We start from the raw sequence: 25,758 nt of genomic DNA on the forward strand, positions 1-25,758 counted from the left end.
GGGTTGCCGTCCAGTATTGCGCTTGTCTCGCGGAAATACTCCGGGAATGTGGGGGAATTTCGGACTAAATGCCCCATCATTAACACGAGTCCCAGATGTCCGTCAAGGAACAGCCCTTGATCGCGGCAGGGCCTCGAAGATAGACAGGTGGAACGCGGCCTTGGCCGCCACTTTTTCCCGCTTTTTCACAGGAAACCGTGACAGAAAGCTGGAAATCCGCTCCGCCAGCTCGGTCGGCTCAGTGTGCCACGCGCTCGGCCCCATCCCCACCACGCCGGCGACCTCGTCGGGACCCAGCTCCAGATCGAACTCGACCGGCCGCCGCTCGGTCTCCTCGAAGCCTTCCAGGCTCCTGGCCAGCCGCCGCTCCTTCTCCTCGTCGACGGAGAGCAGCCCCAACTCCTCGACGAGCGGGCTCAGATGTGCCTGAGCGGGTGTCACGACGATCACCGCGCCGCCAGGCCGCAGAATGCGCCGGAATTCGGGACCGTTCCGCGGCGCGAACACGTCGATCACCACGTCGGCCACCCCGTCCCTGATGGGCAACGGCCGCCACACGTCGGCCACGAAGGCCCCCGCCCTCGGATGTGACCGAGCGGCACGCCGCACGGCGTGCTTGGAAACGTCGAATGCCATCCCGATGCCACGGTCCACCGCTCTCAGCACCGTCGCCAGGTAGTAGCCGGTCCCGGCTCCGGCATCAACGATCACGGGCTCCGGCGCGTGATCGGCGCCCTGCCACGCCGTCCCTGCTCCACGAGCCACTGCGGCACTACGGTACGCCTTCTCGGCCGCCGCGTCCGGCAGTGCCGAGAACCTATCCCTACGGAAAGCATCGTCTTCCCGGCCATTGGCGCCGAATATCCTCAACCGCACACTCTCGGCGAGCGCGTCGGCGAGCGGAGCGTAGTGTCCGGTCCCCAGGAACTCGGCCCGCGCCGCCACCATCGCCGCGCTGTCCGCCGTTCCCGGCGTCCGCGAGCCGACCAGCAGGCTCACGTAGCCCTGCTTGGCCACGTCGTACGCATGGCCTTCGGCGCAGCGGAGCGTGTCACCCGCCGACCACATCTCACGGGCACAGACGGGGCAGGCCAGGTATTTGATGATGTCAGCAAGCATGCGCCCATTGTCATGGCCCGGGGGGACCTGACGCGCCAGGGGGTCAGGCGCCGGCCTCAAGCAGGAAGGCCGCGTTGGAGGGTGTCTCGCGGAGCTTGCCGACCAGTAGCTCCAGCCCCTGCTGCCGATCGAGCGCGCCGAGCATCCGGCGCAGCTTCCAGATCACCTGCCGCTCGCCGGCCGGCAGCAGGATCTCCTCTCGGCGGGTACCGGAGATGCCCAGGTCTACCGCGGGGAACAGGCGTCGTTCGGCCAGGTCGCGGGCCAGGTGCACCTCCATGTTCCCGGTGCCCTTGAACTCCTCGTACAGGCTGTTGTCCATGCGCGACCCGGTGTCCACCAGCACGGTGGCCAGGATCGTCAGCGAGCCGCCGCCTTCTACGTTGCGCGCGGAGCCGAAGAAGCGCTTCGGCGGGTAGAGCGCGGTGGCGTCGATGCCACCGGTGAGCACGCGGCCCCCGCCGGGGGCCAGGTTGTTGTACGCGCGCCCGAGCCGCGTCAGCGAGTCGAGCAGCACCACGACGTCCTCGCCGTTCTCCACGAGGCGTTTGGCGCGTTCGATGGCCAGCTCGGCGACGGCGGTGTGGTCGCGGTCGGGGTGGTCGAAGGTCGAGTAGAAGACCTCGCCTTTGATGGAGGCGCGCATCTCCGTGACCTCTTCCGGCCGCTCGCCGACGAGCACGACCATGAGGTGCGTCTCCGGGTGATTGCGCGCGATGGCCGCCGCGAGCGCCTGCATGACCATGGTCTTGCCGGCCTTGGGCGGGGCCACGATGAGCCCGCGCTGGCCCTTGCCGATGGGCGCGAACAGGTCGATGACGCGGGTGCTGAGCGACTCGGTCTCGATGCGCAGGCGTTCGGTGGGGTGGATCGGGATCAGGTCCGCGAAGTGCGGGCGGTGCCGCCAGTCGGCGGTGCCGTTGACGGACTCGACCTCGACCGGTTTGCCGCCCGCGACGGTGGCGACGACGTGGTCGCCGGGGCGCAGGCCGAGCTGCCTGACCCGGTCGGGCGGCACGCGGACGTCATCGGGGCCGGGCAGGTGTCCGGCGCGGATGAAGGCGCCCTTCTCCCGCACGTCGAGCAGGCCACTGACCTGCCGAATGGGCGCACCGGAGCGCGGTTTGGGAATGGTTTGAACAGACATGATGAACCCTCCTTGAGGGCACCGCCGAAGAAAGCCGGCGAGTGTGAAGAATGAGCCGGGCCCGGGAAACCGGGGCGGGCTATGAGGGAAGTGGCGGAGCTGGAAGCTCAACGCCGCTGGCAACGTATCACACGTTCCGGCCCATACAACACCTAGCCCGCTTGGGCTATTCCCGGGGGGTTCTCGGCTCTTCCGCCTCGCCGCCGGCGGTGCGGCGTAACAATGTTCCTCTCACAAAGTTCTTCTCGGTGCCGGAGTGCTGCGAATTACCCGCAGCAGGTGTGCACGACGACACAGATCGCCCATCAACGCACCGGCAACCTGTCAAGTGAGATGCAGGGCCGCTGCAATCCGATGAGGCTTTCATAGAACCACGAACTCCTTGGGGGGATCACGATGAAGACCAGCACCCGTTGCCCGCGGTGTCACAACGAGCTCGACGAGGGCCCGATCATCTATCGGTGCGCCCACTGCAGCCGCGCCGTCTACGCCGCCGACGTCGAGAACGAGTACGTTCCGCGCCAGCGCGTGGCCGCCTAATCTGGGCGAATGCCACACAAACCGCGCACGATCTCCGGCGTCGAAGTGACGCCTCTCTGCGACGCCGTGGGTCCCATGGGCCCGGCGATCCGCCGCCCGCTCACCGAGATGTTCCCGGGGGGAGGGCTCGCGGACGAGCCGTGGATCCTGCACTTCCACTGTTACCTGCTACGTGACCGGGCCGGCCGGGTCACCCTGGTCGACACCGGCATCGGCGCCGCGGACTCACCGGCGTCGAGTTGGGCGCCGGTGCCGGGGACACTGCCCGGTGAGCTGGCCGCCGCCGGGGTCGAACCGGCCGACGTCGGCACCGTGATCCTCACGCACCTGCACAGCGACCACGCCAGTGGCGCGGTCGCGGACGGCCGGCCGCTGTTCGAGAACGCCAGGTACGTTCTCCAGCAAGCCGAGGTCGACGCGGCCCATGGCGCGATGCTCGACCAGATCGTCACTCCCATCAAGGGACAGTTGCAGGTGGTCGACGGCGACTGCCAGGTCGCGCCGGGCGTACGCGTGCAGCTCACCCCGGGGCACACCCCCGGCCACCAGATCGTCCGGCTGGGCGAGCTGGCGATGACCGGCGACCTGGTGCTGCACCCGGCGCAGCTGGCCGATCCGAGCGTCCGTTACGTCTACGACGACGACCAGGCGGCGGCGGCCGCCACCCGCGCCGAGGTGCTCGGCGCGCTGCGGGCCGAGCGCGCGGTCCTGGCCACCGCCCACTTCAGCGACCCGTTCCTGGACCTTTAGCTCCCTGTAGACCCGTTCCTGGACCTCAGCTCCCCGTAGGAGAGTCCTCAGGCGGGTACGGGCTGGTCGGCCAGCAGGTCGGCGGGGAGGCTGACGAGCGCGGTGAGCCCCCCGTACGGCGAGACGTCCAGCGTGACCTTGATCCCGTTCCTGGCCGCCAGCCTGGCCACCACGAACAGCCCCAGCTGGTCACTCTGCGCCAGGTCGAACTCCGGCATCTCGGCCAGCCGCGTGTTGAGCTCGTCGAGCTCGACCCTGGTCAGGCCGAGACCGCGGTCCTCGACCTCGACGATCACTCCGTGCGGGGTGATCGTGGTCCGCAGGTCCACCCGGGTCTGCGGCGGCGAGAAGAGGGTGGCGTTCTCGATCAGCTCGGCCATCAGGTGGGCGACGTCGGTGACCGCCGAGCCGACCAGGGAGACGGGCGGCGGCTGCAGCACCTCGACCCGCGGATACTCCTCGACCTCGGCCACGGCCGCGCGCAGCACGTCGTGGATCGGCACCGGGTTGCGCCAGCCCCGGCCGGGCGCCTGGTCGGACAGGATGATGAGGCTCTCCGCGTGCCTGCGCATGCGGGTCGTGAGGTGGTCGAGCTTGAACAGGTCCCCGAGCGTCTCGGGCTCCTCCGCGCCGCGTTCCATGCTGTCGAGCTGCAGCAGCTGGCGGTGGAGCAGCGTCTGGTTGCGCCGGGCCAGGTTGACGAAGACCTGGCTGACGCCGTGCCGCAGCCTGGCCTGGCTCAGCGCCGCCGTCACGGCCGTGGCCTGAACGTTGTTGAACGCCTGCACGATGTCGAGCACCTCGCTGGTGTCCGTCTTCACCTCCAGCGGCGGCAGCTCGTCGGGCGTCGGCGCGCCGACGTTCGTACGCAGCCGCTTGACCAGCGCCACCAGGCGTACCTCAGCCAGCTCGGTGGCGGCGTCGCGGAGCCCGGCGAGCTCGCGTACCAGGCGGCCGCGGAAGCGGAGTGACAGCAGGATGGAGGCGAGGACCGCGAGCAGGCCGACGCCGCCCGCCACGCCGATCTTGATCAGCACGTTGACGGCAGTGGGCGTGACGCGCTGCGTGATCTCCCGTACGGCCTGGCGCTGGTTGCGATCGACGGCCGTCCACAGGTTGCTCGCGTCGACGGGCCAGGTGGCCGCCGTGGCGGGCAGGCCGTTCGTGGTGGCCTGGCCCATGATGGCGTCCTCCGCGCGCATGAACTCGCGGTAGGCGGGCGAGGAGACCAGCTGCTCGTACGGCCCGCGCAGCTCGGAGTCGAGGTGGGACAGCGCCTGGGTGTAGAGCAGGCGCCTGGTGGCGACCATGCCGGTGAACTCCCGGCGCTCAAGGGGGGTCGCCTTGCCCCTGTCCAGCACTACCGCGATGATCGCCCGCTCTCTCGACAGCAGGTCCTTGGCCTCGCCCAGCATGGTGACGGCGCGGGCCTGCCGATAGAGCGTCATGTCCGGCATGAGGATCATCGCGTCGTACATGCGGAAGGAGGCGTCGGCGATCTGGCTGTAGCCGTCGATCACGTCGAGCGGGGCGGGGTTCCCGCCGTCGACCTGGCGGCGGATCGCGGGTAGCGCGTCGAGCTGGTCGTACAGCGCTCTGAGCTGCACGGCCATCCCGGACGAGATGGCCTGCTGGTCGCCGGCCAGCTTGCGGAAGTCCGCGATGGCCTTGTCCGTCTGGGCGCGTTGCCTGGCCAGCTGGGTGGTGCCGCGCTTGGTCGTCAGGAACTCGACGGAGGCCAGCCGCTCGTTCTGGAGCTCGACGTTGATCTGCTCGGACGGGTCGGCCAGGTTCGTCACCAGATCGTTGATCTCCAGCAGGCGCAGGCCGTCGCCGCCGGTCAGTGTCGCCGCGAAGGCCCACAGGCCGACCAATGACGTGAGCGGGACGATCAGCAGGATGAGGAGCTTGATGGCGATGGGACGGCCACGCGTGGGGGGCATGCGACCTCCGGAGGCATGATGAGATCGCCTCGCAGAGTACACCCCCTTTTGCCGGGATTTCTGGCGACGGCTCGGCGCGAGGGCCCTGACGCCCCCGCGCCTGCCGCGCTCAGGGCTACCGCCGCCTGGTGTTCTCGGCGCCACCGGCCACGAGCCGGTCGGTCGACTCGGACTCGTGCACAGGCTCGGGCCGGCGTGCGTGCTCAGGCGCGCGCAGCTGCTCGGGTACACGCAGGTTCTGCGTCTCGCCCAGGTCCGGCTCGCCCGCGTGCTCAGGCTCGCGCGTGGCGGCGTGCTCGTGCTGCAGCTTCCGCTCCAGCTCGCGCTTCTCCTCTTCGAGCCGGGCCACCCGGCTGGAGGCCTCGGCGCGCGCCACGCGCTTCTGGCGGCGCCGCTTGGCCGACCGGCGGGAACCGGAGCTGATCATCGCGATGCCCAGCAGCAGCACGGCCGTGGTCACGGCACCGGCGATGAACATGCCGAACGAATTGAATTCGAACGTGTAGCCGAACAGAATGTACCTGGAGGTCTCCTCGGCGGCCACCAAGGCGATGGCGCCACCGGCGAGCAGGACCAGGAGTAGACCCAGCAAGATCATTTCAGCTCACTCCCTGTCGTCAGAGCGAGTCCCTACTGCCCCGGCTCGGGCGGACTATGCCGCGCAATCGCCGATCTGGCCGGGGTTCCCGGTCATCATGGAGATCATGAGACCTGAGCCCGGCCAAGTGCTGCACTTCTCCGAGGATCCGACGATCGAGCTTTTCGTGCCGCACGTGGCGCCGACCTCCGCCCTGCGCGAGCCGTACGTCTGGGCGGTCGGCTACGAGCGCTGTCCCGACTACTGGTTCCCGCGGGCCTGCCCGCGGGCCATGGCCTGGAGAACGGCCGGCACCACCACGGCCGACGCCGACCGGATCATCGGCGCGGGCAGCGGCGACCGGGTGCACGCCATCGAGTACGGCTGGCTCAAGGCGCTCATGGACGTCGGTCTATACGCCTACCGGCTGCCCGCCGGCCCTTTCCGCGCCATCGGCGACGACGGGCACGCGCTCGTGGCCGAGGTGCCGGTGAAGCCGCTCGGCCCCGCTGAGCCGGTGCCGGATCTCCTGGACCTGCACGAGGAGGCCGGGATCCAGCTGCGCGTGCTGGACAACCTCTGGCCGTTCTGGAACGAGGTGACGGCCAGCACGCTGGGCTTCAGCGGGATACGGCTGCGGAACGCTCGTCGATGAGCGCGGCCAGTTCGGCGGCCGACATCGAGCCGGGCGGCAGCTTCTCGCGCGCGTGGCGGTTGGCCTCGCGCTGGAGCACCTCGTTGGCCGGGGTCGGGATCCCGTACTCGCGGCCGAGCAGCACGATCTCGCCGTTGAGGTAGTCGGCCTCGATCGAGCCGCTGGACCTGGCCAGGCTCTGCCAGGAGGATCCGCCGCCGCGTTCGATGCCCTCGATCGGCCGCACGTCCACCTTGTTGCCGCGGACCTCCGCCTGCTCGCTCGGCGTGGCGTAGGGGATGCCCGCCTCCTCCAGCACGGCCATGCCCTCGGCCCTGGCCTGCTCGGTGAGCGCCTCGCCACCGGAACCGCTCCGGCAGACCGCGTCGACGGCGTTGTTCAGGTTGCCGAGCAGCTTGGCGTACTTCCAGCGCATGACGTCTGGTGCGTCGAGCCCGTACATGCCGCTCTTGTTGAGGTCGGTGACGAGCTGCCGGGAGATTTCATCCACACCCTGTGGATAACGTCCCACATGCAGCATGCCCGAGTACGGGTGGCCGAAGGCCGCGACCGTTCCGGGCTCCAGGTGCGAGGCGGGCAGCCACACGCACATGCCGTAAACCTTTTCGAACCTCCGCAGGACGGTCCGCTCGTTGTCGACGCCATTCTGGGCGCACACCACCGGCAGGTGCCTGGGCCACGGGTCGAGCGCGCTGATCGTGTCCTGCGACTTGGTCGCCACGATCAGCACGTCGTCGTCGCGCGTCGGCACGGGGCCATCGGCGGCGGGCACGTCCAGGGTCTCGGTGGAGTCGGGCGTGATCAGGCGCAGCCCGCCGCTCTTCAGCGCCTCATAGTGGGCGCCGCGCGCGACCAGCACGACCTCGTGCCCGCCCTGGAACAACCGTGCCCCGATAGTGCCGCCAACTGCTCCTGCTCCGATGACTATGTAGCGCATCGTCCGAGAATGTCACCGTTCACTCGGCGAGCGCCACCTGGGCGTGCGGAGCCACCGCTCCTCTGGTGCGCTCCCGGAGGATCGTCTTGAGTACGCGCCAGCCGTCGCGTACGGCGTGCAGGTTGCTCTCGCCGTGGATGCGGGAGTGCTCGTGGCTGGGCACCTCGCTGATGCGGAGTCCGGCCTGGGCGGCCCGGACGTTCATCAGCGTCTCGATCTCGAAACCGTCGCAATCCAGTGCCATCGCGTCCAGGTGGCGGGCCCAGAACGCGTTGTAGCCGTAGCACAGGTCGGTGTAGTGGGTGCCGTACAGCAGGTTCGTCAGGCCCGTGAGGACCTTGTTGCCGAGCGAGCGCAGCGGGCTGATGTCGTCGGAGCCACCGCCGGGGGCGTACCTGGAGCCCTTGGCGAAATCGGCGCCTTGAACCAGGGTGCTGACGAAGGAGAAAATCTCTCCACCGTCGGTCGACCCATCGGCGTCGATCATGACGATGATGTCGCCACGTGCCGCCGCGAATCCCTCAATGAGGGCGTTGCCCTTGCCGCGTCCCGACTGCGCCACCACGCGCAGGTCGGGCCGGAGCCGCCGGGCCACGGCTACCGTGTTGTCGGTCGAGTTGCCGTCGACAAGGACTACCTCGTCGATCCAGGTGGGCAGCGTCGCGAAGACGTGAGGGAGATTGCCGGCCTCGTTCATCGCAGGAACGACTACAGTGACGCTCACGGCGAAGGGCTTGTTCATGCCCCGAAGGTGCGCTGGCCCGCATGCAAGCCGCTTGACAGCTTCTTGCATCGATTGCGGATATATGCATATGTCCGCTTATATAGTCCCGGGTTTTCGCGTAACTGAGGCACCCGGATATTTAGCGGAGCAAAGGAAGCCGTCCGGTGTGGCGCTCCACCACCGCGCGCGGGCCGAGCAGGCTGACCGCGTAGTAGGGCGGGTCCTCGGTGCGGGCGAGTTCGGCCAAGTAGTCGTCGTAGACGTTCGTCCGCTGGGCGATGGCCGCCATGTCGGTGACGACCAGGTCGGGCTCGGCGGCGGCCTCGGCCCGCACCCGGCTGACGATCGCGGCCGGCGCGGCCAGCACCGTGCAGCCGATCCACGGCAGCCCGGCATGCGTGTTGCCGCCGGCGTCGGTGCCGCCCGAGCCGAGGATCGCGGGCACCGTACGGCCCACGGAGGCGGCGAGGCAGGCGGCGGCGTTCGCCTGGAGGCCGCGGGGCAGGTCGCGGTCCATCACCATCACCCACTTCACCGGGAGCTCCCGGGTGGGCAGGTCGCTACGGTGGTCAAGGCTGTCGATCCAGTCTGCGAGCGCGGTCATCCTTCTCTCCTTCTCCGAACTTATGAGGGGAGATTGCACTTTTCTCTGCTGTATCAACAACTTGGAGTGGCAGATTCCGAAGAAAATTCGGAGATTCGTGTCAGGATGTGGTTGTGGACGAACTTGATACGGCCATCGTCGTCGAGTTGCAGCGCGACGGCCGCCAGACCAACCGCGAGCTCGCCGAGCGGATCGGCATCGCGCCCTCGACCTGCCTCGAACGCGTGCGGTCGCTGCGTGGCAACGGGGTGATAGAAGGCTTCCACGCCGAGATCAACCTGGCCGCCATCGGGCGTCCGGTGCAGGCGCTCATCCACGTACGGCTGCACCCCAAGATCCGCGAGTCGGTCGAGGGGTTCCGCGACTACGTGGCCACGCTGCCGGAGACACTGGCGATCTTCGTGGTGTCGGGCGGGGACGACTTCATCATCCAGGTGGCGGTGCGCGATACGGGGCATCTGCGTGACTTCGTGCTCGACCACGTCTCACGGCACCGCAACATCGCCGACGTGCGTACGTCGCTCGTCTACGACCACATCCGCAAGACCTCGGTCGAGGTGCTGCCACCCGAACGCCCCAGCCCACCCCGCACCGGCCGCAAGTGACCGCACGACGGGCGACCGTCAGACCGCGTCGGTCAGGCGGCGGGCTCCACGTGGACGACGGACTCCGCGGCCCTGGCGAGGATCTCGTCGACCGTCTCGGCGGGCGTCTGGGACGAGGTGTCGAGCCAGAGGCCGAGGCGCGGGGTGTCGCGCCGGAGCGCCTCGTCGAGCTGGGCCGCCGTCCAGACGTCGTAGCCCGTCTTGGCGCGCTCCGCCTCCCGCCGTTCGACCACGGCGGCGTCAGGGGCCAGCACGACCACGTGTAGCGGACGGCTCCGGATCAGCCCGGCGAACAGCTCCAGGTCCGCGCCCAGCACCACATCCTGGACGACCGGCGTGAAACCTTCCTGGAAGTAGAGGTCGGCCGCGGCGGCGGCGATGCGGTAGCGCAAGTGAAGCTGGCGGAGCGCCTCCTCGTCATGATCCGGTGTCATGCCGACGCCCCCGTTGACCACCATGCGACGGAACAGGTCGCCCCGGACATGCGCCGACCGGGGCAGCCGCTCGGCCAGCGCCTGCCCGACCGTCGACTTGCCCGCGGCCGAGATGCCGGTGATGAGGAAGACGGCGCTCAAGCGCAGACCGGTTCGCCGCCTACGGCCAGGACGTTGCTCACGCGCCGACCAGCTTCCGGACCTGGTCGGCGCCGACGGCCATGAGGAGGGTGGGGAGGCGCGGGCCGGTGTCGCGGTCGACCAGGAGCCGGTACAGCAGGGCGAAGAAGGCTCGCTGCGCCGTCTTCAGCTCGGGCGTGGCCTTGGCGTCGGGCGCCAGCCCGGCTCGTACCTTCGGCACGCCGTAGACCAGCGTGGTCAGCCCGTCGAGCGACCAGTGCTCGTCGAGCCCGTCGACCAGCAGCCGCAGCGAGTCACGCTCGTCCTCGTCGAGCGTGGCGAGCAGTTCGGCGTCGGGCGACTCGCGCACGCGGGTGCGCTGGTCGGCGGGGACCTGGGTGTCGACCCAGCGCTGCGCGCGGTCGAGCCGGGGCCGGGCCTCGTCGAGCGAGGTGAGCTCGCCGTCGAGGTCGCGCAGGATCCGTAGCGTCTGGTCGTCGTCGCCCGTGGTGATGTCGACGACGGAGGCCAGCGTTCGGTACGGCACCGGCCGCGGCGTGGCGGCCAGCGGGCCCTCGGCCGTGCGTACGGCCCGCTCGTACGCGGCCAGCTCGGCGGGCTGAGCGGCGTCGGTGGCGACCTTGCGGCCCAGGCTGTCCCACTCGTCGTAGAGCCGCTGGATCTCCTGGTCGAAGGCGATCTTGAAGGACTGGGAGGGCTTGCGCCGCGCGTACAGCCAGCGCAGCACCGGAGCCTCCATGATCTCCAGCGCGTCGGCCGGAGTCGGCACGCCACCCTTGGAGCTGCTCATCTTGGCCATGCCGGTGATGCCGACGAAGGCGTACATCGGGCCGATCGGCCGCTCGCCGCCGAACACCTCGCCCACGATCTGCCCGCCGACGACCCAGGCCGAGCCGGGGGAGTGATGGTCGACGCCCGAGGGCTCGAACACCACGCCCTCGTACGCCCACCGCATCGGCCAATCGACCTTCCACACCAGCTTGCCGCGGTCGTGCTCGGCCAGGCGCACGGTCTCCCCGAACCCGCATTCGCACACGTACGCCAGCTCGGTGCTGTCGTCGTCATAGGCGGTGACCGTCGTGAGATCCCGCTCGCACAGCTCGCAATAGGGCCTGTAGGGGTAGTAATCCACCGTCTCGGTGCGGGCCGTCTCCTTGGTGCGGTAGCGGGCCAGGACCGCGTTGATCCGTTCCCGCTCGCGCATGGCGAGCAGGATCTGCTCGCGGTAGGTGCCGGCGGAGTATTGCTCGGTCTGGCTGATGCCGGTGTAGGTGATGCCGAGGTCGGCCAGCGCCTCGATCATCGGCGCCTTGAAGTGCTCGGCCCAGCTCGCGTACGGGCTGCCCGGCGGGGCGGGCACCGAGGTCAGGGGCTTGCCGATGTGGTCGGCCCAGGACGGGTCGATGCCCGCGGGCACCCTGCGGAAGCGGTCGTAGTCGTCCCACGACAGCAGGTGCACGCAGTCGAGGCCGCGGCGGCGGATCTCGTCGGCGACCAGGTGCGGAGTCGTGACCTCCCGCAGGTTGCCCAGGTGGATCGGCCCGGACGGGCTCAATCCCGAGGCGCAGACGATCGGTTTCCCCGGGGCACGACGCTCCGCCTCGGAGATCACCTCATCCGCGAACCTGGAGACCCAGTCGGTCTCCGTAGTGTCAGCCATCGCGCCATTCTTGCGGCTAGCCAGCGATCAAGCCAACGAAATGCGCGGTTCAGGCCAGGGTGACCTGGCCGAGGGGAGTGTCCAGCACCGCCCGCAACGCGATCTCCGGGCCCTCGGCGATGTCCAGCTCGACGCCCAGCGCGGTCAGGTCGCGGCGGAGCGCGGCGGGCTCCGGGTGTACGGCGCTGAAGGCGGCCAGGCCCAGTCGGGGCAGTCCCGAGGCCGCGGGGTGGGTGGTGCCGCCCCAGTCGATGAGGAACGGCACCGGCCTGACCGGCGCGGAATCGTCCCGCCTGGTGAGCCGCCACTCCAGCAGGGTGCCGTCGGGCGTGCGCCGGGACAGCGGCTCGACGTCGCCGGGGTCGTAACCGTGCTCGCGGGCCTGCCGTACGGACTTGTCGAGGTCGGTGGGGTGTACGGCCCAGGTGATGAGCTGCGGTTCGGACAGGGTCTCCAGGTCGAAAACGGAGCGCTGGAGGCCGTCCTCGGCCTCCGGGTCCGGCCCGATGATCTCCAGGTAGGAGGTCTCGCCGAAGGAGACCAGGTAGTTGGCGGTGCCGCCGGGGTGACGGCCCCCGGCCGCCGGGGTTACTCCGGTGCGCTCGGCGAACTCGGCGACGCCGAGCAGGAGGTCGGGTACGGCGTAGACGAGGTGGTCGAGGTGCGGGTCGGTCACTGGTCTGCCTTCCGGTCGCTGGTGGGCTCTCCTAGCGAGAGCATGAGCCGGTTCGCCCAGTTGAAGAAGGCCGCCGCGTGAGTTGTGTCGCCGATCGCCAGATCGTCCAGCCCGGCGGCGCGCAGCGTGTCGATCTCGGTTGGGGTGGAGGTCATGCGGGGCCTGTTCGCGTGGAGGTCGTTTCCGTCGCGGTAGCCGGGGCCCAGCCGAACGCGGGGGCGACCTCGGTCGCCAGCAGTTCGATGGAGCGGAGGATCAGCGGGTGTGGCGGGTCGACCGAGTGCACCTGCAGGACCAGGTCGGTGACCCGGTCGAGCGTGGGATCGGCCTTGAGGCTGTCGATGACGTCCTGCGGGGTGCCCGCGTGCACGTCGAAGGCGGTGATGCGGTCGCGGGAGGTCTCGAAGGGCAGCCGGGCGCGGCTCAGCCCGCGTTCGGCGTACCGCAGCGCCTCGGCCCGGCTGTCGGCCACGAACGCGGTCCGCGACGCCACGATCCGGGGTGCGGTGCCCGTGGGCAGGTTCTCGTAGTAGGCGTCCACGATGGGCCGCTGGATCTCCGCCAGCGTCGCCTCGGGATGCTCCTCGGGACGTGGCTGGGTACGCGACAGCATCAGCCCGTTGCCCGCCCGGCCCGCCCTGGCGCCGCCGCTCACCGAGAACGTCGCCTCCCAGACGGCGTCGAGCAGGCGCGGCGCCGCGGGATAGAGCCGGTTGCCGCCGCCGAGGTCGCGGCCCGACCAGGCGTCGACGAGCACCGCCAGATGCTCGGCGTAGACGGCCGCCCGCCGCGCGCTCTCCTTCCCGAACGCGGTGAACGACGACGGCGTGCCGCCGCTGCCGACGCCCACTTCGAGCCGGCCGCCGGTCAGCAGGTCGAGTACGGCGGTGTCCTCGGCCACGCGTACCGGATGTTCGAGCGGCAGCGTGATGATGCCGGTGCCGAGCCTGATCCGGCTGGTACGCGCGGCGACGTGGGCGAGGAAGACCAGCGGCGCGGGTAGCCCGCCCTCAGCGCCGTCGAAGTGGTGCTGCGCCACCCAGGCCGTGTCGAACCCGAAGGACTCCGCGTGGCCGATCTGCTCGGCGGCCAGCTGGAAGCGCTCGTCGGCGGGCACCTCGTCGAGCAGCCGGCTGAAGAATCCCAGCCTCATCGCACCGGCTCCGGGATCGCGGTCAGGAGTTCGCGGGTGTAGTCGTGCCGTGGGTTGGTGAAGACCCGTTGTGTGGTTCCGAATTCCACTATGCGTCCCTGTTCATGACGGAAACGGTGTGTGAGATCTGGCGCACCACCGCGCGGCGATGGGCTGGCGGGGGTCTATCAAAACCACCATATTCTACCTAAATGGTAGGTATATCCTCACCGTCTCGGCGAGGGCTGAACGTCGCGTGCTCAGCGGCTTGATCGAGCGCCGCGTGACGGGCGAGGACGTTAGCGGGGACGCTACTCGCCCGTCACACCGTCGATCTGCTCGCGCAAGAAGTCGGCGTGGCCGTTGTGGCGGGCGTACTCCTCGATCATGTGGACGAGGATCCACCGGTGGGAGCAGTCCTGCCCGTGGCGCTGTGCCTTGCCCAGGGCGTCGAGCGGCACCTCGGCCGACACCTCGCGGGCGTGCTCGATCTCGCTCTGCCAGGTCTTGAACGCCTCGTCGGCCGAGGCGGTGTCGACGTCGTCGAAGTCCGCGTCTTGGTTGGTGTCCTTGCCCCACAGCTTCGGGACGTCCTCGCCGTTCAGCACCCCCCGGTACCAGGCCCGCTCCACATGGGCCATGTGCCGGACCAAGCCGAGCAGCGACATGGTCGACGGTGGGGCGGAACGCTGCCGCAGCTGGTCCTCCGACAGGCCCTCGCACTTGACGGCCAGGGTCTCGCGATGCCAGTCGAGCCAGTTGGTGAGCATGGCGCGCTCGTCGGCGATGAAGGGGGGCGGGATGCGATTGTCACTCATGCTGCGCAAACGTAGCTGACCGGCCGAGTTACCGTCGAAGTAGACCATCCAGGACGGCCTGTTTGGCGAACCAATAGCTGGAACCAGGAGTCGAACAGGTCAGGGGCGGAAACGGCGGGGGGTCGTGATCATGAGGCGTCTGGTGGCCGCACTGGCGGTGGTCACGGTGACATCGACATCGTGCGGGGGGATCGGACAGGCGTCCGAGGTGTGGCAGGCCTCCGTCAAACGGTCGGAGGACCCGGTCGCGACGGTCGCGCCGACGTGGATGCGCGGGCTGCGGGTGGTTCGCGACAACGGCAACGAGGGATCCTGTGCCTGGTCGACCACGTACCCGCAGGTGCCGGGCGCGCAGCCGCTGACGGACGCGCTGCGCCGGCTGGTCGAGGCGCGGCGGGCCACGTTCCTGAAGTGGGCGCGGGAGAGCGGGTGCGGCGAGCAAGCCGGGAAGGCGCCTGAGTTGAACGTCGGGTTCGGCTTCGTGGCGGCCTCCGGCGACGTGATCGGGGTCCGGTTCACCGTCTACCAGCTCGGGGGTGCGGGCGACGGCAAGTCGACGACGTCGCTCTGGTACGACGGGGTCAAGGGCCAGGTCGTGCCCGCCATGTCGCTCATCGACGCGGCGTCCATGAGCGGGTTCGAGGCGCTGACGCAGAAGGCGCTGACGGAGAAGGAGCTGGCCGAGAAGGCGCGGCTCGCGGACCGGAGCGCCCAGACGCTCGACGACCTGGGCTTCACCAAGGACGGCGATCTGGTCGTGACCTTCGACGAGGGGGAGGTGGCGGCGGGGGCCGTCGGCCAGGTGCAGGCCGTGTTGCCGCGCGCCGAGGTGGAGCCGCTGCTGTCGGACTTCGGCCGGCGGGCGCAGGCCCAGGTCATGCGTCCGGCCGGCCGCATGGCGCTGCCCGGATATACGGCGGACGGCTCGGTCGACTGCCGCCGGGTCAAGTGCGTGGCGCTCACCTTCGACGACGGCCCGAGTCCGTACACCCCCAGGTTGCTCCAATACCTGGCCAGGTACCGGGCGCGGGCCACGTTCTTCGTCGTCGGGCAGAACGTGGTCGCCCGCCCCGGCGTGGTGCGCGGCGCCCTGCGGGCCGGGCACGAGATCGGCAACCACAGCTGGTCGCACCGCGACCTGACCAGGCTGTCCGCCCGTGGGGTGCGAGCGGACCTGGCCAGGACCGACCAGGCGATCCGGAAGGCGACGGGGGTGACGCCCACGCTGGTCCGCCCGCCGTACGGTGCCTTCGACCGCGTCGTCCGCAGGCAGTCGCCGCACCCGCTGGTGCTGTGGAGCGTGGACACCCTGGACTGGTTGTACCGCAACAGCGGCCATGTGACCCGTGCCGCGGTCGGCCCAGCGCGACCCGGATCAATCATTCTTTTTCATGACATCAGGCCGACCACCGTGGCGGCGATCCCCCAGGTGCTGAAGAGGCTGTCCAAGCGCGGCTTTCACTTCGTGACGGTCAGCGAGCTGTACGGCGGCCGTCCCCCCGCGGTCGCCGTCCAAGGGCCGAGGCCGAGACATCCATGACCCCTCAGAGGTGGACGTACTCGTAGTCGAGCGGCCGGCCGTTGATGCCGTTGCGCGGCGGGGCCAGCCAGGCGGCGATCTTGCCGGGTTCGTAGACCGGCCGCATCAGGCTGTGGACGTACGCCTTGTCGGCGGGGGTGGGCAGCCAGCGGTCCCGGTCGCGCTCCCAGGCCGCCCGGTCGACGAGGCGGCCGTCCGGGGTGAGGTGGTGACCGGCGAACGCGCCGACCTGGCGGTTGAAGCCCACATGCGGCAGGTACAGGGTGGCGACGCCGTCCAGGATGCGGTTCCACCGGGTCAGGCCGGTGGCGCAGTCGGCGATGTACTCCGCGCGCAGGTCGGCGTTGAGCGCGGTCAGCGCGGGCAGGCGCACGTCGGCCAGGCGGCCGTCCACGACCTGCTGGACGGTGGTGGCCGCCTCGGTGAGCTGGTGGTCGTCCTTGCGGCGTTCCTCCTGCCAGCGGCCCTTGAGCCCGGCCGTGTAGTAGTTGGCCACGTTCGTGGAGGTCTCGCCGCCGAACAGGTCCAGGCTGACGCTGTAGTGGAAGTTGATGTACTTCTGGATGACATCAAGCGGGATGCCACCATATTTCTGGATGTCGTCGGTGTTGTGCTCGCGCATCAGCGTCGCGGTGCGCTCCACCACCCGGTCCACGCCGGTGGTGCCGACGAACATGTGGTGGGCCTCCTCCTTCAGCATGAACTCACACGTACGGCTGAGCGGATCGAAGGCGCTCTCCTTCAGCGTGCCCAGCTGGTACTTGCCGTCGCGGTCGGTGAAGTAGGTGAACATGAAGAACGACAGCCAGTCCGGCGTCTCCTCGTTGAAGGCGCCCAGGATGCGCGGGGAGTCCTCGCTGCCGGAGTTGCGCAGCAGCAGCGCGTCGGCCTCGTCACGACCGGCCCGGCCGAAGTAGGCGTGCAGCAGGTAGACCATGGCCCACAGGTGCCGGCCCTCCTCGACGTTGACCTGGAACAGGTTGCGCAGGTCGTACAGGCTGGGCGCGGTCAGCCCGAGGCGGCGCTGCTGCTCCACGCTGGCCGGCTCGGTGTCGCCCTGCACCACGATGAGCCGCTGCAGCTCGGCGCGGAACTCGCCGGGCACCTGCTGCCAGACCGGCTGTCCCCGGTGCTGGCCGAAGGCGATGCGCCGGTCGGGGTCGCGCTCGGCCAGGAAGATGCCCCACCGGTATTCGGGCAGCGCCACATGCCCGAAGTGGGCCCAGCCCTCCCGGCCCACCGCCACCGCCGTACGCAGGTAGACATCCTGGGTCGGCAGCGCCGGTCCCATCTCGCCCCACCAGCGCAGGAAGCCGGGCTGCCACGACTCCAGCGCCCGTTGCAGCCGCCGGTCCTCGGCCAGGTTGACGTTGTTCGGGATGCGCTCGCCGTAGTCGATGGACATCTCACACTCGCTTCCGGTCGAAGGCGGGCCGCTGCCCGGTGCCGTAGCGGCGCAGCGCGCCCTCGGGACCGGCGGCGTTGGGGCGGTTGAACACCCAGTTCTGCCAGGCGGTGAGCCGGGCGAAGATCTTCGTCTCCAGCGTCTCGGGGCCGGCGAAGCGGTGGTTGGCCTCCATCGCGGTCAACGCGTCCGGGCTCAGGGCCGCCCGCTCCTCCAGCGCGATGCGTACCTCGTCCGCCCAGTCGATGTCGTCGAGCGCGAAGGTGACCAGGCCCTGCTCCTCCGCTTCGGCGGCGTCGATCTCGCGGCCGATCTCCTGCCGCAGCTTGGCGAGGTGGCCGGGGTCGCCGAGGAAGCGGGCGGCCAGCCGGGACAGGCCGTTGCCCATGGGGAACGCGCCGAAGTTCGCCTCGGTGAGGGTGATCGCCGTGCCTTCCTCGTCGAACATGTACTGGCGGTCGCAGGCCAGCGCCAGCTCCAGCAGCGGCCCGGCGAAGCAGCTGCCCGGCTCGATCAGCGCGATCAGGCTGCGGCTCGTCACGTCCAGGCGCTTGAGCGTGCGCTTGAAGTAGTGCCGGATCTCGTCGGCCGGCCAGCCGTCGCCCTGCCAGGCTTCGAGTACGCGGCGGGCGTCGCCCTCGGTCTTGATCACCCAGGTGCCCAGCTCCAGCTCGTTGGTGCGCAGCCGCAGGATCAGGTCGTCCAGCTCGCGGGTGAGCGCCAGCGGCCAGGACTCGATGTCCTGTCGAGGGCCGTACACCGTGATGGTGACCAGCCCGTTCGCCCGGTCGAGGGCCGCGGTGACGTTCGGGTAGCGGATCGCCTCCGCGCTCACCTCGCGCTCCAGCGGGGTCAGCACGATCCCCTTGGCGTCGCGCGGGCGGGTGGAGCGGGCGGCGGCCTCGGCGGCGCGCAGCCGTACCGTCTCCTCGAACCTGCTGCGCGGCACCGCCTCGTCGACCAGGCCCCACTCCACCGCGCGCGAGCCGCGCACGCCCTCGCTGCGCGTGGCGAACACATCCGCCAGGTCCTTGCGTACACCGCGCTTGTCGACCAGCCGGGTCAGGCCCCCGGTGCCGGGCAGTACGGCGAGCAGTGGCACCTCCGGCAGCGACACGGCCGTGGAGCCGTCGTCCAGCAGGATGATCCGGTCGCAGGCCAGCGCCAGCTCGAAGCCGCCGCCGGCCGCCGTGCCGTTGATCGCCGCGAGGTAGGTCTGGCCGGAGTTCGCGGTCGCGTCCTCGATGCCGTTGCGGGTCTCGTTGGTGAACTTGCAGAAGTTCACCTTCCAGGAGTGCGTCGATCCGGCCAGCATCCGGATGTTGGCGCCCGCGCAGAACACCTTCTCCAGGCCGCCGGTGATGATCACGGCGCGGACCTCGGGGTGCTCGAAGCGCAGGCGCTGGACGGCGTCGTACAGCTCGATGTCCACGCCCAGGTCGTAGGAGTTGAGCTTGAGCTCGTAGCCGGGGACCAGGCCGCCGTTCTCATCCACCTGGAGGACGATGCGGGCGATCTCGCCGTCGTACTCGACGCGGAGGTGGCGGTAGCGGTCGGGGTGGGTGTCGAAGGACACCTCGGGCGCTGTCTCGGACACGTCCCTATTTCGACATCCTTTTTTCGTTGCGTCAAGCATGTGTAGCATTTAATAGAGTGGCTGGGAAAGCGCTTCCCCTCGTCGGAGGTCCGATGCCCGCGCACCGCATTCATGACACCGAGCCCGCGCTGAACTGGGAGGACGCGTTCCTTTCCGGCAACGGCGAGTACGGGATCATGGTCTACGGCGAGCCGCACGCCCAGCGCGTGGTGTTCGACCATCACCGCTTCGTCCTGCCCAACGGCAGCCGCGACCTGCGCCCGCCCGCTATCGCCGACCGGCTGGAGGAGATCCGCGAGCTGATCCTCTCCGGGCGGGCCGCCGAGGCGCAGCGGGTGGCGGCAGACGGGCGGGACCTGGCCTGGACGCAGGCGTTCCATCCGGGGTACGAGCTGGTCGTCGAGGGCGCGTTCGCCGCCGGGCCCTACCGGCGGGTCACCGACTTCGCGACCGGAGAGATCGCGGTCACCTCGGGCTTCGCGACCGGGGAGGTTGTAGGCACGTCGGGTGGGCGCGCACACCACGCGTTCGTCTCCCGCGCCGACTCCGTCGTGGTCCAGCGGCTGACCGGCGAGCTGAGGCTGCGTCTGACGGGCGACCTGCCCGGCAAGCCCGACGACGTCGTCTACCGGACCACTGCTTACGAGAAGGATGGGCACGTCTTCCTGAGTGCTCGCGGCGCCTATCCGGCCGGGCTGGGCGCCGCCGGGTTCGAGGGGCTGACGCTCGTCCTGGCCGCCGACGTCTCCGTGTCCGGCGACGCGGTGGTGACGCGGGGCGAGACGCTGCTGCTGACGAAGCTGGACCGGTACGAGGAGCCCGGCTGGGGCACCGACCGGCTGGAGGCCGCTCTCACAACCTTGGCCGGGCATCGGTACGACGAGTTGCTGGCGCGGCATGTCGCCATCCATCGGCCCATCTACGAGCGGGTCACCCTCGATCTGGGTGTGGCCGGGGATCCGCCGGTGGGCGAGTTGATCGCTGAGCCTGGTCCCGCGCTGGTCGAGCGGTTGTTCCACTCGGGCCGCTACCTGCTGCTCAGCTCCTCGGGCGTGCTGCCGCCCCGGCTCACCGGTCTCTGGCTCGGCGCGTGGGGAGCGGCCTGGTCGGGCGACTTCACCACCGACGCCAACCTCAACCTGCAGCTGGCCGGGGCGAACATCGGCGCGATGCCCGAGCTCATGACCGGGTATGCCGCCCTGATCCGCGACCAGATCGACCACTGGCGGGTCAACGCCCGCGAGATCTACGGCGTGGACGGCATCCTCGCGCCGAGCCGTACCGACGGGGAGAGCGGTTACCTGTTCCACTTCGACGAGGACTGGCCGTGGACGATGTGGCTGGCCGGGGCCGACTGGCTGCTGTACCCGCTCCACGAGCACCACCAGGTCACCGGTGACCTGCCCGACGAGCTGCCCGGCTGGCTGGCGGAGGCGGCGGCGTTCTGGGAGGGGTTCCTGGCCGGGTCCGATTTCGTGATCGTGCCGTCGTTCTCGCCCGAGGTGGGTCCCGAGGGCTCCTCGTACGCGAGCGTCAACGCGACCATGGACATCGCGGCGGCCCGGCACGCCCTGGGCCTGGCCGGATCACCGCTGGCCGAGCGGCTGCCGTCGTACCGGATCGACGAGCGGGGCGCGCTCACGGAGTGGGCGTGGGACGCGGCCCCGCACGAGGATCACCGGCACGTCAGCCACCTGTATCCGGTGTGGCCGCTGCACGAGATCAACCCTGACGACGAGCCGGAGCTGACCGCGGCCGCGCACCGCGCCCTGGAGCTGCGCGGCGACGAGAACCTGTCGGCCCACGGCAGCCTGCACCGGGCACTGGCGGCGGCCCGGCTGAAGGACGCGGGGCTGGCCCAGGCCAACCTGATGAAGATCCTGGGCACGGACATGCTGTTCCGATCGCTCATGACCTCGCACAACCCGGGCCGGGAGATCTACAACGCCGACGCCGCGCACACCCTGCACGGGCTGGTCATCGAGCTGCTGGTGGACTCCCGGCCGGGGGTCGTGGAGCTGCTGCCCGCCGTACCCGAGCTGCTGCCGAAGGGGACGATCCGCGGCGTCGCCTGCCGGGGGCGGGTCGTCGTCGAGGAGCTGACCTGGGGGGAGGGGAGCGTGCGGGCGGTGCTGCGCTCGCCCGTGGACCAGCGGATCACCCTGATCCACCGCGCCTCCGGGCACCGGGAGGAGGTCGAGCTGGTCGCGGGCGAACCGCACCTGGTGGCCATCGACGGCTGAGGGCCGTGAAAGCAGATCGCCCCATCGGTTGAGTACAGGTGTGACTGCCAACATGACGGCTCGGCTCCCGCTCGTTGATCCCTCGGGGGCGATCAGCGACGCGGACCTGGTGGAGGCGTCGTACCGAAAACCCGAGCGGTTCGGGGAGCTCTACGACCGCTATATCGGGGAGATCCACGCCTACCTGGGCAGGCGGCTCGGCCAGGAGGCCGCCGACGACCTCGCCGCCGAGGTGTTTCTCACCGCGTTCAGGAAGCGCACCACGTTCGATCGCGAACGCGGGGAGGTGCGTCCCTGGTTGTACGGCATCGCTGGCAACCTGATCGCGATCCATCGCCGTACCGAGACCAGGAAGCTGGCGGCGCTGCGCCGCAGCGCGGCCGCTCCCGCGGGCACGGACCACGGTCACGAGGAACGCGTGGTCAGCCGCCTCGACGCCGCGAACGAGCAGGCGCGGCTCACAGCGGAGCTGCAGGCGCTCTCTGACGGGGACCGGGACGTGCTGCTGCTGAGCGCCCTGGGCGAGCTGAGCCATGGGGAGGTGGCCGAGGCGCTGGGCATCCCGTACGGCACCGTCGGGTCCCGTCTGTCACGGGTGCGCAGGAAGCTTCGTGCCGCCCTGGGCGGCGTCAATCCCTTGCTTGGAGGCACTGATGGATGATTACCGGGCGGTGCGCGAACTGCTGCCCGCGCCGCCGCTGTCGCCGGAGGTCCGGCGGGCCGGGCGCGAACGGCTGGCCGGCGCGTTCGCTCACGAAGGGGCACGGCGGCGCCGCAGGGCCGCCAGATGGAGCACGCTGGGGCTCGGCCTGGCCGGGGCGGCCGCCGTGGCCCTGCTGGCCACCAGCTCCATGTCGCCGGGCGGGTCGCCCGCCACGCACAGTGCGGTCGCCCCCATGAGCGCCAACCAGATCCTGCTGGCCGCCGCGACCTCGGTGGCCGCGACGCCCGACGCGGGCTCCTGGTGGGGCAGCAAGTTGATCGACGGCCGCGAGTTCTACGACCCGGGCCACCGCTACCTGCTGCGGCAGAGCAAGTCGAGGGAATCCTGGATCCCAGCGGATCCGGAGGCCCTTACCTGGTACCGCGAGACGTACCTCGGCGCCGTGCCCGCCAACCCCGAGGGCGAGGCCGCCTGGCGGGCCGCCGGCGCGCCGACGACCTGGACCTACGGACAGGGCAAGGCCCCCGGCCTGATCACCGACGACCGGGCCGAGGGCATCGTCCGGGCGGCGCGGGGCAAGCCGTGGACCTTTTCCAGCGAGGACTGGGACTTCCGCATCGTCCTGGCCGGTAAGCCGCTGACCAGGATGAACAAGGTGCCGACGACTCCCGAGGGGCTGCGCGCGCTCTTCTCCGACGTGGACGATCGGGTGCTCGTCGACAACGCCGTGAGCCTGCTCGTGTACGCGCCGGTGACGAGCGAGACCCGGGCCGCCGCCTACCGGCTGCTCGCGTCGCTGCCCGGGGTCTCGGCCGTCGGGCAGGTGAGGGACACGCTTGGACGTACCGGGCAGGCACTCGAATACCAGTCCGCGCAGCGTCTCGTGACCGAGTACGCGGGGGGCAGCCGTACCCGGCTGGTGATCGATCCGGCCACCGGGAAGCCCCTCTCGATCGAGACGCGCGCCACGGACGACGGCCGTCTCCTGGAGTACACCGCGATCCAGGAGAGCGTCTGGACGGATGACAACCCACTGAAGGAGCAGAAGTGAGATCGCTGATCGTCGCCGTCGCCGGTTTGGCCTTCACCGGAGCGCTCGCCCTACCCGCGCAGGCGACCCCGCCCGAGCAGCCCGCCGTCCCGGACGGCAAGTAGGGCCACGAGGACTCGCCCGTCAGGGCGAGTCCTCGCCAGGCATCAGCGCACGACGGTGCAGCCGACCCACTTGATGACGTGCTTGTCCTTCTTCGTGAAGAACTCCGCGCCCTTCTTGCTCTTGAAGGCGCGCTTGTGCAGAACGCCCTTCTCATCGCGGAACCGGACGTTGACGCGGCCGCCTTCGCGGTGCTTGACCACGCACTTCATCTTCTCGTCCGGCCCGCAGGCGTCGTCCTCGGGGCCGAGTCGCTCCGAGTAGACGCGCACTTTCTTACCCTTGATGAGCTTGCCGTCCTCGTCCTCGAACCGGCCGTCCTTGAGGCTGATCCTCTTGCCCTCCTTGCCCTCGAACATGACGTCGGGCTCGGAGCACTCCAGGATGGGCGCGACCTGGTCGCTGGTGATCAGCTGGGGCTGCGACGGGTCGTCCGAGGCGAATGCGGGGGCGGACACGGCAGCGGTGGTGCCGAAGGCCGCCACGGCGATGATGGCGGCACCGAGTGCGCGTCTCATGTGACTCTCTTCTCTGACGGTTCTCTGAGGGTTGTGAGCTGTGACGACCGGCCGGTCACGATGAAGACTGCCGGGCCGGGTGTTAATTCCGTGTATGACAAAAATTGACCGCCCGTATTGACGATCTCGCAGGCGGCGGCTAGCGTCGTCTCATAATTGACAGGAAACTTTCCTATAAGTTTCCTGTCGGGCCTCCCACCCACCCCCAAAACCGCCGGAGGTCGGACCACCATGAGACACACGATCCTGAAGAAGGGCCTCGCGGTCCTGGCGGCGCTACTCCTGCCGCTGACCGCGACGGTCGCCGCACCTACCGGCGCGTACGGCGCCAGCTCGGTCGCCTTCGCCGCCGCCTGGGCCCCGTGGACCGCGTACACGGCAGGGACCCGCGTCACCTACAACGGCGTCGACTACGAGTGCGTCCAGAGCCATACCTCCCAGCCCGGCTGGGAGCCGCCGAACGTACCCGCCCTGTGGAAACCGGTCACCGGCGGCGGCACCGACACCACCGCGCCGTCCGTGCCCGGCAACCTGCGTTCGACGGGCACCACCTCCAGCAGCGTCTCCCTGGCCTGGGACGCCGCCACCGACAACGTCGGCGTCACCGGCTACGACGTCTATCGCGGCTCGACGCGGGTGACCACGGTCACCGGCACCTCCTACACCGACAGCGGGCTCGCGGCCGCCACCAGCTACACCTATACGGTCCGCGCCCGTGACGCCGCCGGGAACGTCTCGGCCGCCGGCAACTCCGTCACCGCCACCACCTCGGGCGGCACCGGCGCGCCCGGCCAGCCCGGTACGCCCAGTGTCACCGGCACGACCGCCAGCTCGATCGCCCTGTCATGGGGTGCCTCTTCCGGCACTGTCACCGGTTACCGCGTGTACGAGGGGAGCACGGTCAAGGCGACCGTGACCGGTACGTCGGCCACCATCGGGTCGCTGGGCGCCTGTACGTCGCACACGTACACGGTCAAGGCGTACAACTCGGTGGGCGAGTCCGCGGCCAGCGCCCAGGTCACCGGCGCGACCACCGGATGCACCGGCGGCGGTAACAAGGTGCTCGGCTACTTCGTCCAGTGGGGCGTCTACCAGCGCGGCTACCACGTCAAGAACATCGACACCAGCGGCTCGGCCGCCAAGCTGACCCACATCAACTACGCCTTCGGCAACGTGACGAACGGGCAGTGCGCCATCGGCGACAGCTACGCCGACTACGACCGTTTCTACCAGGCGGGCGAGAGCGTGGACGGCGTCGCCGACACCTGGGACGCGGGCGCGCTGCGCGGCAGCTTCAACCAGCTGCGCAAGCTCAAGAAGAAGTACCCGAACCTGAAGGTGCTGTTCTCCTTCGGCGGCTGGACCTGGTCCGGCGGCTTCGGCCAGGCCGCGCAGAACCCGACCGCCTTCGCCAACTCCTGCTACAACCTGGTCGAGGACCCGCGCTGGGCGGACGTGTTCGACGGCATCGACATCGACTGGGAGTACCCGAACGCCTGCGGCCTCAGCTGCGACAGCAGTGGCTCGGCGGCGTTCAAGAACGTCATGTCGGCCCTGCGCTCCCGCTTCGGGTCCGGCAACCTCGTCACCGCGGCCATCACCGCCGACGGCACCAGCGGTGGCAAGATTGACGCGGCCGACTACGGTGGCGCCGCTCAGTACGTCGACTGGTACAACGTCATGACGTACGACTTCTTCGGCGCCTTCGCGGCGCAGGGCCCCACGGCCCCGCACTCGCCGCTCACCTCGTACGCGGGCATCCCGACACCGGGCTTCTACTCCGACAACGCCATCCAGAAGCTCAAGAGCAAGGGCGTGCCGTCGAGCAAGCTGCTGCTCGGCATCGGGTTCTACGGCCGCGGCTGGAGCGGGGTCACGCAGTCCGCCCCCGGCGGCACGGCGACAGGGCCGGCGCCCGGCACGTACGAACAGGGCATCGAGGACTACAAGGTGCTCAAGACCCGCTGCCCGGCCACCGGTACCGTCGCCGGCACCGCGTACGCCTACTGCGGGGGCCAGTGGTGGAGCTATGACACGCCGAGCACCATCGGCGGCAAGATGAGCTACTCGAAGAGCCAGGGCCTGGGCGGCGCGTTCTTCTGGGAGCTCAGCGGCGACACCACCGGCGGTGAGCTGATCACTGCCATGAAGAGCGGCCTGGGGTGACCATCCGCAC

General features: G+C 69.8%; 25 protein-coding genes and 1 pseudogene. 9 read left to right on the forward strand and 17 right to left on the reverse strand.

Annotation, left to right across the window (positions count from 1 at the left end):
- Nucleotides 1-102: 102 nt before the first annotated feature.
- A complete protein-coding gene (locus ACIBO2_RS21200; RefSeq protein ID WP_358550299.1) occupies nucleotides 103-1,119 on the reverse strand; it encodes a putative RNA methyltransferase in 1,017 nt (338 codons plus the stop codon).
- Between the two features lie 43 nt (nucleotides 1,120-1,162).
- Nucleotides 1,163-2,215 (reverse strand): annotated as a pseudogene (gene rho, locus ACIBO2_RS21205) (transcription termination factor Rho); the annotation flags it as partial.
- A gap of 447 nt (nucleotides 2,216-2,662) precedes the next feature.
- Here rho and ACIBO2_RS21210 point away from each other — a divergent pair.
- Together ACIBO2_RS21210 and ACIBO2_RS21215 are read left to right on the forward strand one after the other, a co-directional pair.
- Nucleotides 2,663-2,806, forward strand: a complete 144-nt coding sequence (locus ACIBO2_RS21210) for a hypothetical protein (protein WP_357653584.1) — start codon at nucleotides 2,663-2,665, stop codon at nucleotides 2,804-2,806.
- Between the two features lie 9 nt (nucleotides 2,807-2,815).
- Nucleotides 2,816-3,556, forward strand: coding sequence for an MBL fold metallo-hydrolase (locus tag ACIBO2_RS21215; protein ID WP_358550301.1), 741 nt, complete (start codon nucleotides 2,816-2,818; stop codon nucleotides 3,554-3,556).
- Between the two features lie 47 nt (nucleotides 3,557-3,603).
- Here the strand turns inward: ACIBO2_RS21215 and ACIBO2_RS21220 are convergent, their stop codons facing one another.
- Together ACIBO2_RS21220 and ACIBO2_RS21225 are read right to left on the reverse strand one after the other, a co-directional pair.
- A complete protein-coding gene (locus ACIBO2_RS21220) occupies nucleotides 3,604-5,499 on the reverse strand; it encodes a nitrate- and nitrite sensing domain-containing protein (RefSeq protein WP_397298526.1) in 1,896 nt (631 codons plus the stop codon).
- A gap of 115 nt (nucleotides 5,500-5,614) precedes the next feature.
- The gene (locus tag ACIBO2_RS21225) at nucleotides 5,615-6,097 is read right to left on the reverse strand and encodes a hypothetical protein (protein ID WP_358550305.1); all 483 of its coding nucleotides are present in this window, start codon (nucleotides 6,095-6,097) and stop codon (nucleotides 5,615-5,617) included.
- 106 nt (nucleotides 6,098-6,203) lie between these two features.
- Here ACIBO2_RS21225 and ACIBO2_RS21230 point away from each other — a divergent pair, with 106 nt between their 5' ends.
- Nucleotides 6,204-6,731, forward strand: coding sequence for a DUF6886 family protein (locus tag ACIBO2_RS21230; RefSeq protein WP_358550307.1), 528 nt, complete (start codon nucleotides 6,204-6,206; stop codon nucleotides 6,729-6,731).
- Here the strand turns inward: ACIBO2_RS21230 and ACIBO2_RS21235 are convergent.
- From ACIBO2_RS21235 to ACIBO2_RS21245, 3 genes are all read right to left on the reverse strand, one after another.
- Nucleotides 6,697-7,668, reverse strand: a complete 972-nt coding sequence (locus tag ACIBO2_RS21235) for a 2-dehydropantoate 2-reductase N-terminal domain-containing protein (protein ID WP_358550314.1) — start codon at nucleotides 7,666-7,668, stop codon at nucleotides 6,697-6,699. The two genes, ACIBO2_RS21230 and ACIBO2_RS21235, sit on opposite strands and share 35 nt — an antisense overlap.
- Nucleotides 7,669-7,687: 19 nt before the next feature.
- Entirely contained in the window at nucleotides 7,688-8,410 is a 723-nt protein-coding gene (locus ACIBO2_RS21240) for a glycosyltransferase family 2 protein (RefSeq protein WP_358550316.1), read from the reverse strand.
- A 121-nt stretch (nucleotides 8,411-8,531) separates the two neighbouring features.
- On the reverse strand, nucleotides 8,532-8,996 hold the full coding sequence (locus ACIBO2_RS21245) for a DUF2000 domain-containing protein (RefSeq protein ID WP_358550318.1): 465 nt from the start codon (nucleotides 8,994-8,996) through the stop codon (nucleotides 8,532-8,534).
- 113 nt (nucleotides 8,997-9,109) lie between these two features.
- Between ACIBO2_RS21245 and ACIBO2_RS21250 the strand changes: the two genes are divergently transcribed.
- Nucleotides 9,110-9,601, forward strand: coding sequence for an Lrp/AsnC family transcriptional regulator (locus ACIBO2_RS21250; RefSeq protein ID WP_358437727.1), 492 nt, complete (start codon nucleotides 9,110-9,112; stop codon nucleotides 9,599-9,601).
- Nucleotides 9,602-9,633: 32 nt separating this feature from the next.
- Here ACIBO2_RS21250 and ACIBO2_RS21255 read toward each other — a convergent pair whose 3' ends face one another.
- The 7 genes from ACIBO2_RS21255 to ACIBO2_RS21285 form a co-directional block, all read right to left on the reverse strand.
- Nucleotides 9,634-10,176 (reverse strand): AAA family ATPase, encoded by a 543-nt coding sequence (locus ACIBO2_RS21255; RefSeq protein WP_358550320.1) that lies wholly within the window; start codon nucleotides 10,174-10,176, stop codon nucleotides 9,634-9,636.
- 37 nt (nucleotides 10,177-10,213) lie between these two features.
- Nucleotides 10,214-11,836 (reverse strand): lysine--tRNA ligase, encoded by a 1,623-nt coding sequence (gene lysS, locus ACIBO2_RS21260; protein WP_397298530.1) that lies wholly within the window; start codon nucleotides 11,834-11,836, stop codon nucleotides 10,214-10,216.
- Between the two features lie 49 nt (nucleotides 11,837-11,885).
- Nucleotides 11,886-12,512, reverse strand: coding sequence for a VOC family protein (locus ACIBO2_RS21265; RefSeq protein WP_358550324.1), 627 nt, complete (start codon nucleotides 12,510-12,512; stop codon nucleotides 11,886-11,888).
- Nucleotides 12,509-12,667 (reverse strand): hypothetical protein, encoded by a 159-nt coding sequence (locus ACIBO2_RS21270; protein WP_358550388.1) that lies wholly within the window; start codon nucleotides 12,665-12,667, stop codon nucleotides 12,509-12,511. Before ACIBO2_RS21270 ends, ACIBO2_RS21265 begins: the two co-directional genes overlap by 4 nt.
- Complete coding sequence (locus ACIBO2_RS21275) at nucleotides 12,664-13,665, reverse strand: putative FMN-dependent luciferase-like monooxygenase (protein ID WP_358550326.1); 1,002 nt, start codon at nucleotides 13,663-13,665, stop codon at nucleotides 12,664-12,666. Before ACIBO2_RS21275 ends, ACIBO2_RS21270 begins: the two co-directional genes overlap by 4 nt.
- On the reverse strand, nucleotides 13,662-13,754 hold the full coding sequence (locus ACIBO2_RS21280; protein ID WP_358550328.1) for a hypothetical protein: 93 nt from the start codon (nucleotides 13,752-13,754) through the stop codon (nucleotides 13,662-13,664). The genes ACIBO2_RS21275 and ACIBO2_RS21280 overlap by 4 nt, the downstream gene beginning before the upstream one ends.
- Nucleotides 13,755-13,955: 201 nt before the next feature.
- Entirely contained in the window at nucleotides 13,956-14,462 is a 507-nt protein-coding gene (locus ACIBO2_RS21285) for a DinB family protein (protein WP_358550330.1), read from the reverse strand.
- A gap of 130 nt (nucleotides 14,463-14,592) precedes the next feature.
- Here ACIBO2_RS21285 and ACIBO2_RS21290 point away from each other — a divergent pair, with 130 nt between their 5' ends.
- Entirely contained in the window at nucleotides 14,593-16,002 is a 1,410-nt protein-coding gene (locus ACIBO2_RS21290) for a polysaccharide deacetylase family protein (RefSeq protein ID WP_358550332.1), read from the forward strand.
- Nucleotides 16,003-16,006: 4 nt separating this feature from the next.
- On the opposite strand, the gene boxB is transcribed toward ACIBO2_RS21290, so the two are convergent.
- Both boxB and boxC read right to left on the reverse strand, forming a co-directional pair.
- On the reverse strand, nucleotides 16,007-17,407 hold the full coding sequence (gene boxB, locus ACIBO2_RS21295) for a benzoyl-CoA 2,3-epoxidase subunit BoxB (protein ID WP_397298534.1): 1,401 nt from the start codon (nucleotides 17,405-17,407) through the stop codon (nucleotides 16,007-16,009).
- 1 nt (nucleotide 17,408) lies between these two features.
- Nucleotides 17,409-19,004, reverse strand: a complete 1,596-nt coding sequence (gene boxC, locus ACIBO2_RS21300) for a 2,3-epoxybenzoyl-CoA dihydrolase (RefSeq protein ID WP_358550335.1) — start codon at nucleotides 19,002-19,004, stop codon at nucleotides 17,409-17,411.
- A 92-nt stretch (nucleotides 19,005-19,096) separates the two neighbouring features.
- Between boxC and ACIBO2_RS21305 the strand changes: the two genes are divergently transcribed.
- The 3 genes from ACIBO2_RS21305 to ACIBO2_RS21315 are packed head-to-tail and all read left to right on the forward strand — an operon-like array spanning nucleotide 19,097 to nucleotide 22,962.
- Nucleotides 19,097-21,247 (forward strand): glycosyl hydrolase family 95 catalytic domain-containing protein, encoded by a 2,151-nt coding sequence (locus ACIBO2_RS21305; protein ID WP_397298537.1) that lies wholly within the window; start codon nucleotides 19,097-19,099, stop codon nucleotides 21,245-21,247.
- 52 nt (nucleotides 21,248-21,299) lie between these two features.
- Nucleotides 21,300-21,908 carry an RNA polymerase sigma factor gene (locus ACIBO2_RS21310; protein WP_397298539.1) on the forward strand — a complete coding sequence of 203 codons (609 nt, stop codon included), beginning with the start codon at nucleotides 21,300-21,302 and terminating at the stop codon, nucleotides 21,906-21,908.
- Nucleotides 21,901-22,962, forward strand: coding sequence for a CU044_5270 family protein (locus ACIBO2_RS21315; RefSeq protein WP_397298541.1), 1,062 nt, complete (start codon nucleotides 21,901-21,903; stop codon nucleotides 22,960-22,962). Before ACIBO2_RS21310 ends, ACIBO2_RS21315 begins: the two co-directional genes overlap by 8 nt.
- A gap of 146 nt (nucleotides 22,963-23,108) precedes the next feature.
- On the opposite strand, the gene ACIBO2_RS21320 is transcribed toward ACIBO2_RS21315, so the two are convergent.
- Complete coding sequence (locus ACIBO2_RS21320) at nucleotides 23,109-23,582, reverse strand: hypothetical protein (protein ID WP_397298543.1); 474 nt, start codon at nucleotides 23,580-23,582, stop codon at nucleotides 23,109-23,111.
- A gap of 231 nt (nucleotides 23,583-23,813) precedes the next feature.
- Here ACIBO2_RS21320 and ACIBO2_RS21325 point away from each other — a divergent pair, with 231 nt between their 5' ends.
- Nucleotides 23,814-25,748, forward strand: a complete 1,935-nt coding sequence (locus ACIBO2_RS21325) for a glycosyl hydrolase family 18 protein (protein ID WP_358550339.1) — start codon at nucleotides 23,814-23,816, stop codon at nucleotides 25,746-25,748.
- Nucleotides 25,749-25,758: the final 10 nt, after the last annotated feature.

It is taken from the genome of Nonomuraea sp. NPDC050022 (assembly GCF_044460705.1).
In the GTDB taxonomy this organism is placed as follows: Bacteria; Actinomycetota; Actinomycetes; order Streptosporangiales; family Streptosporangiaceae; genus Nonomuraea.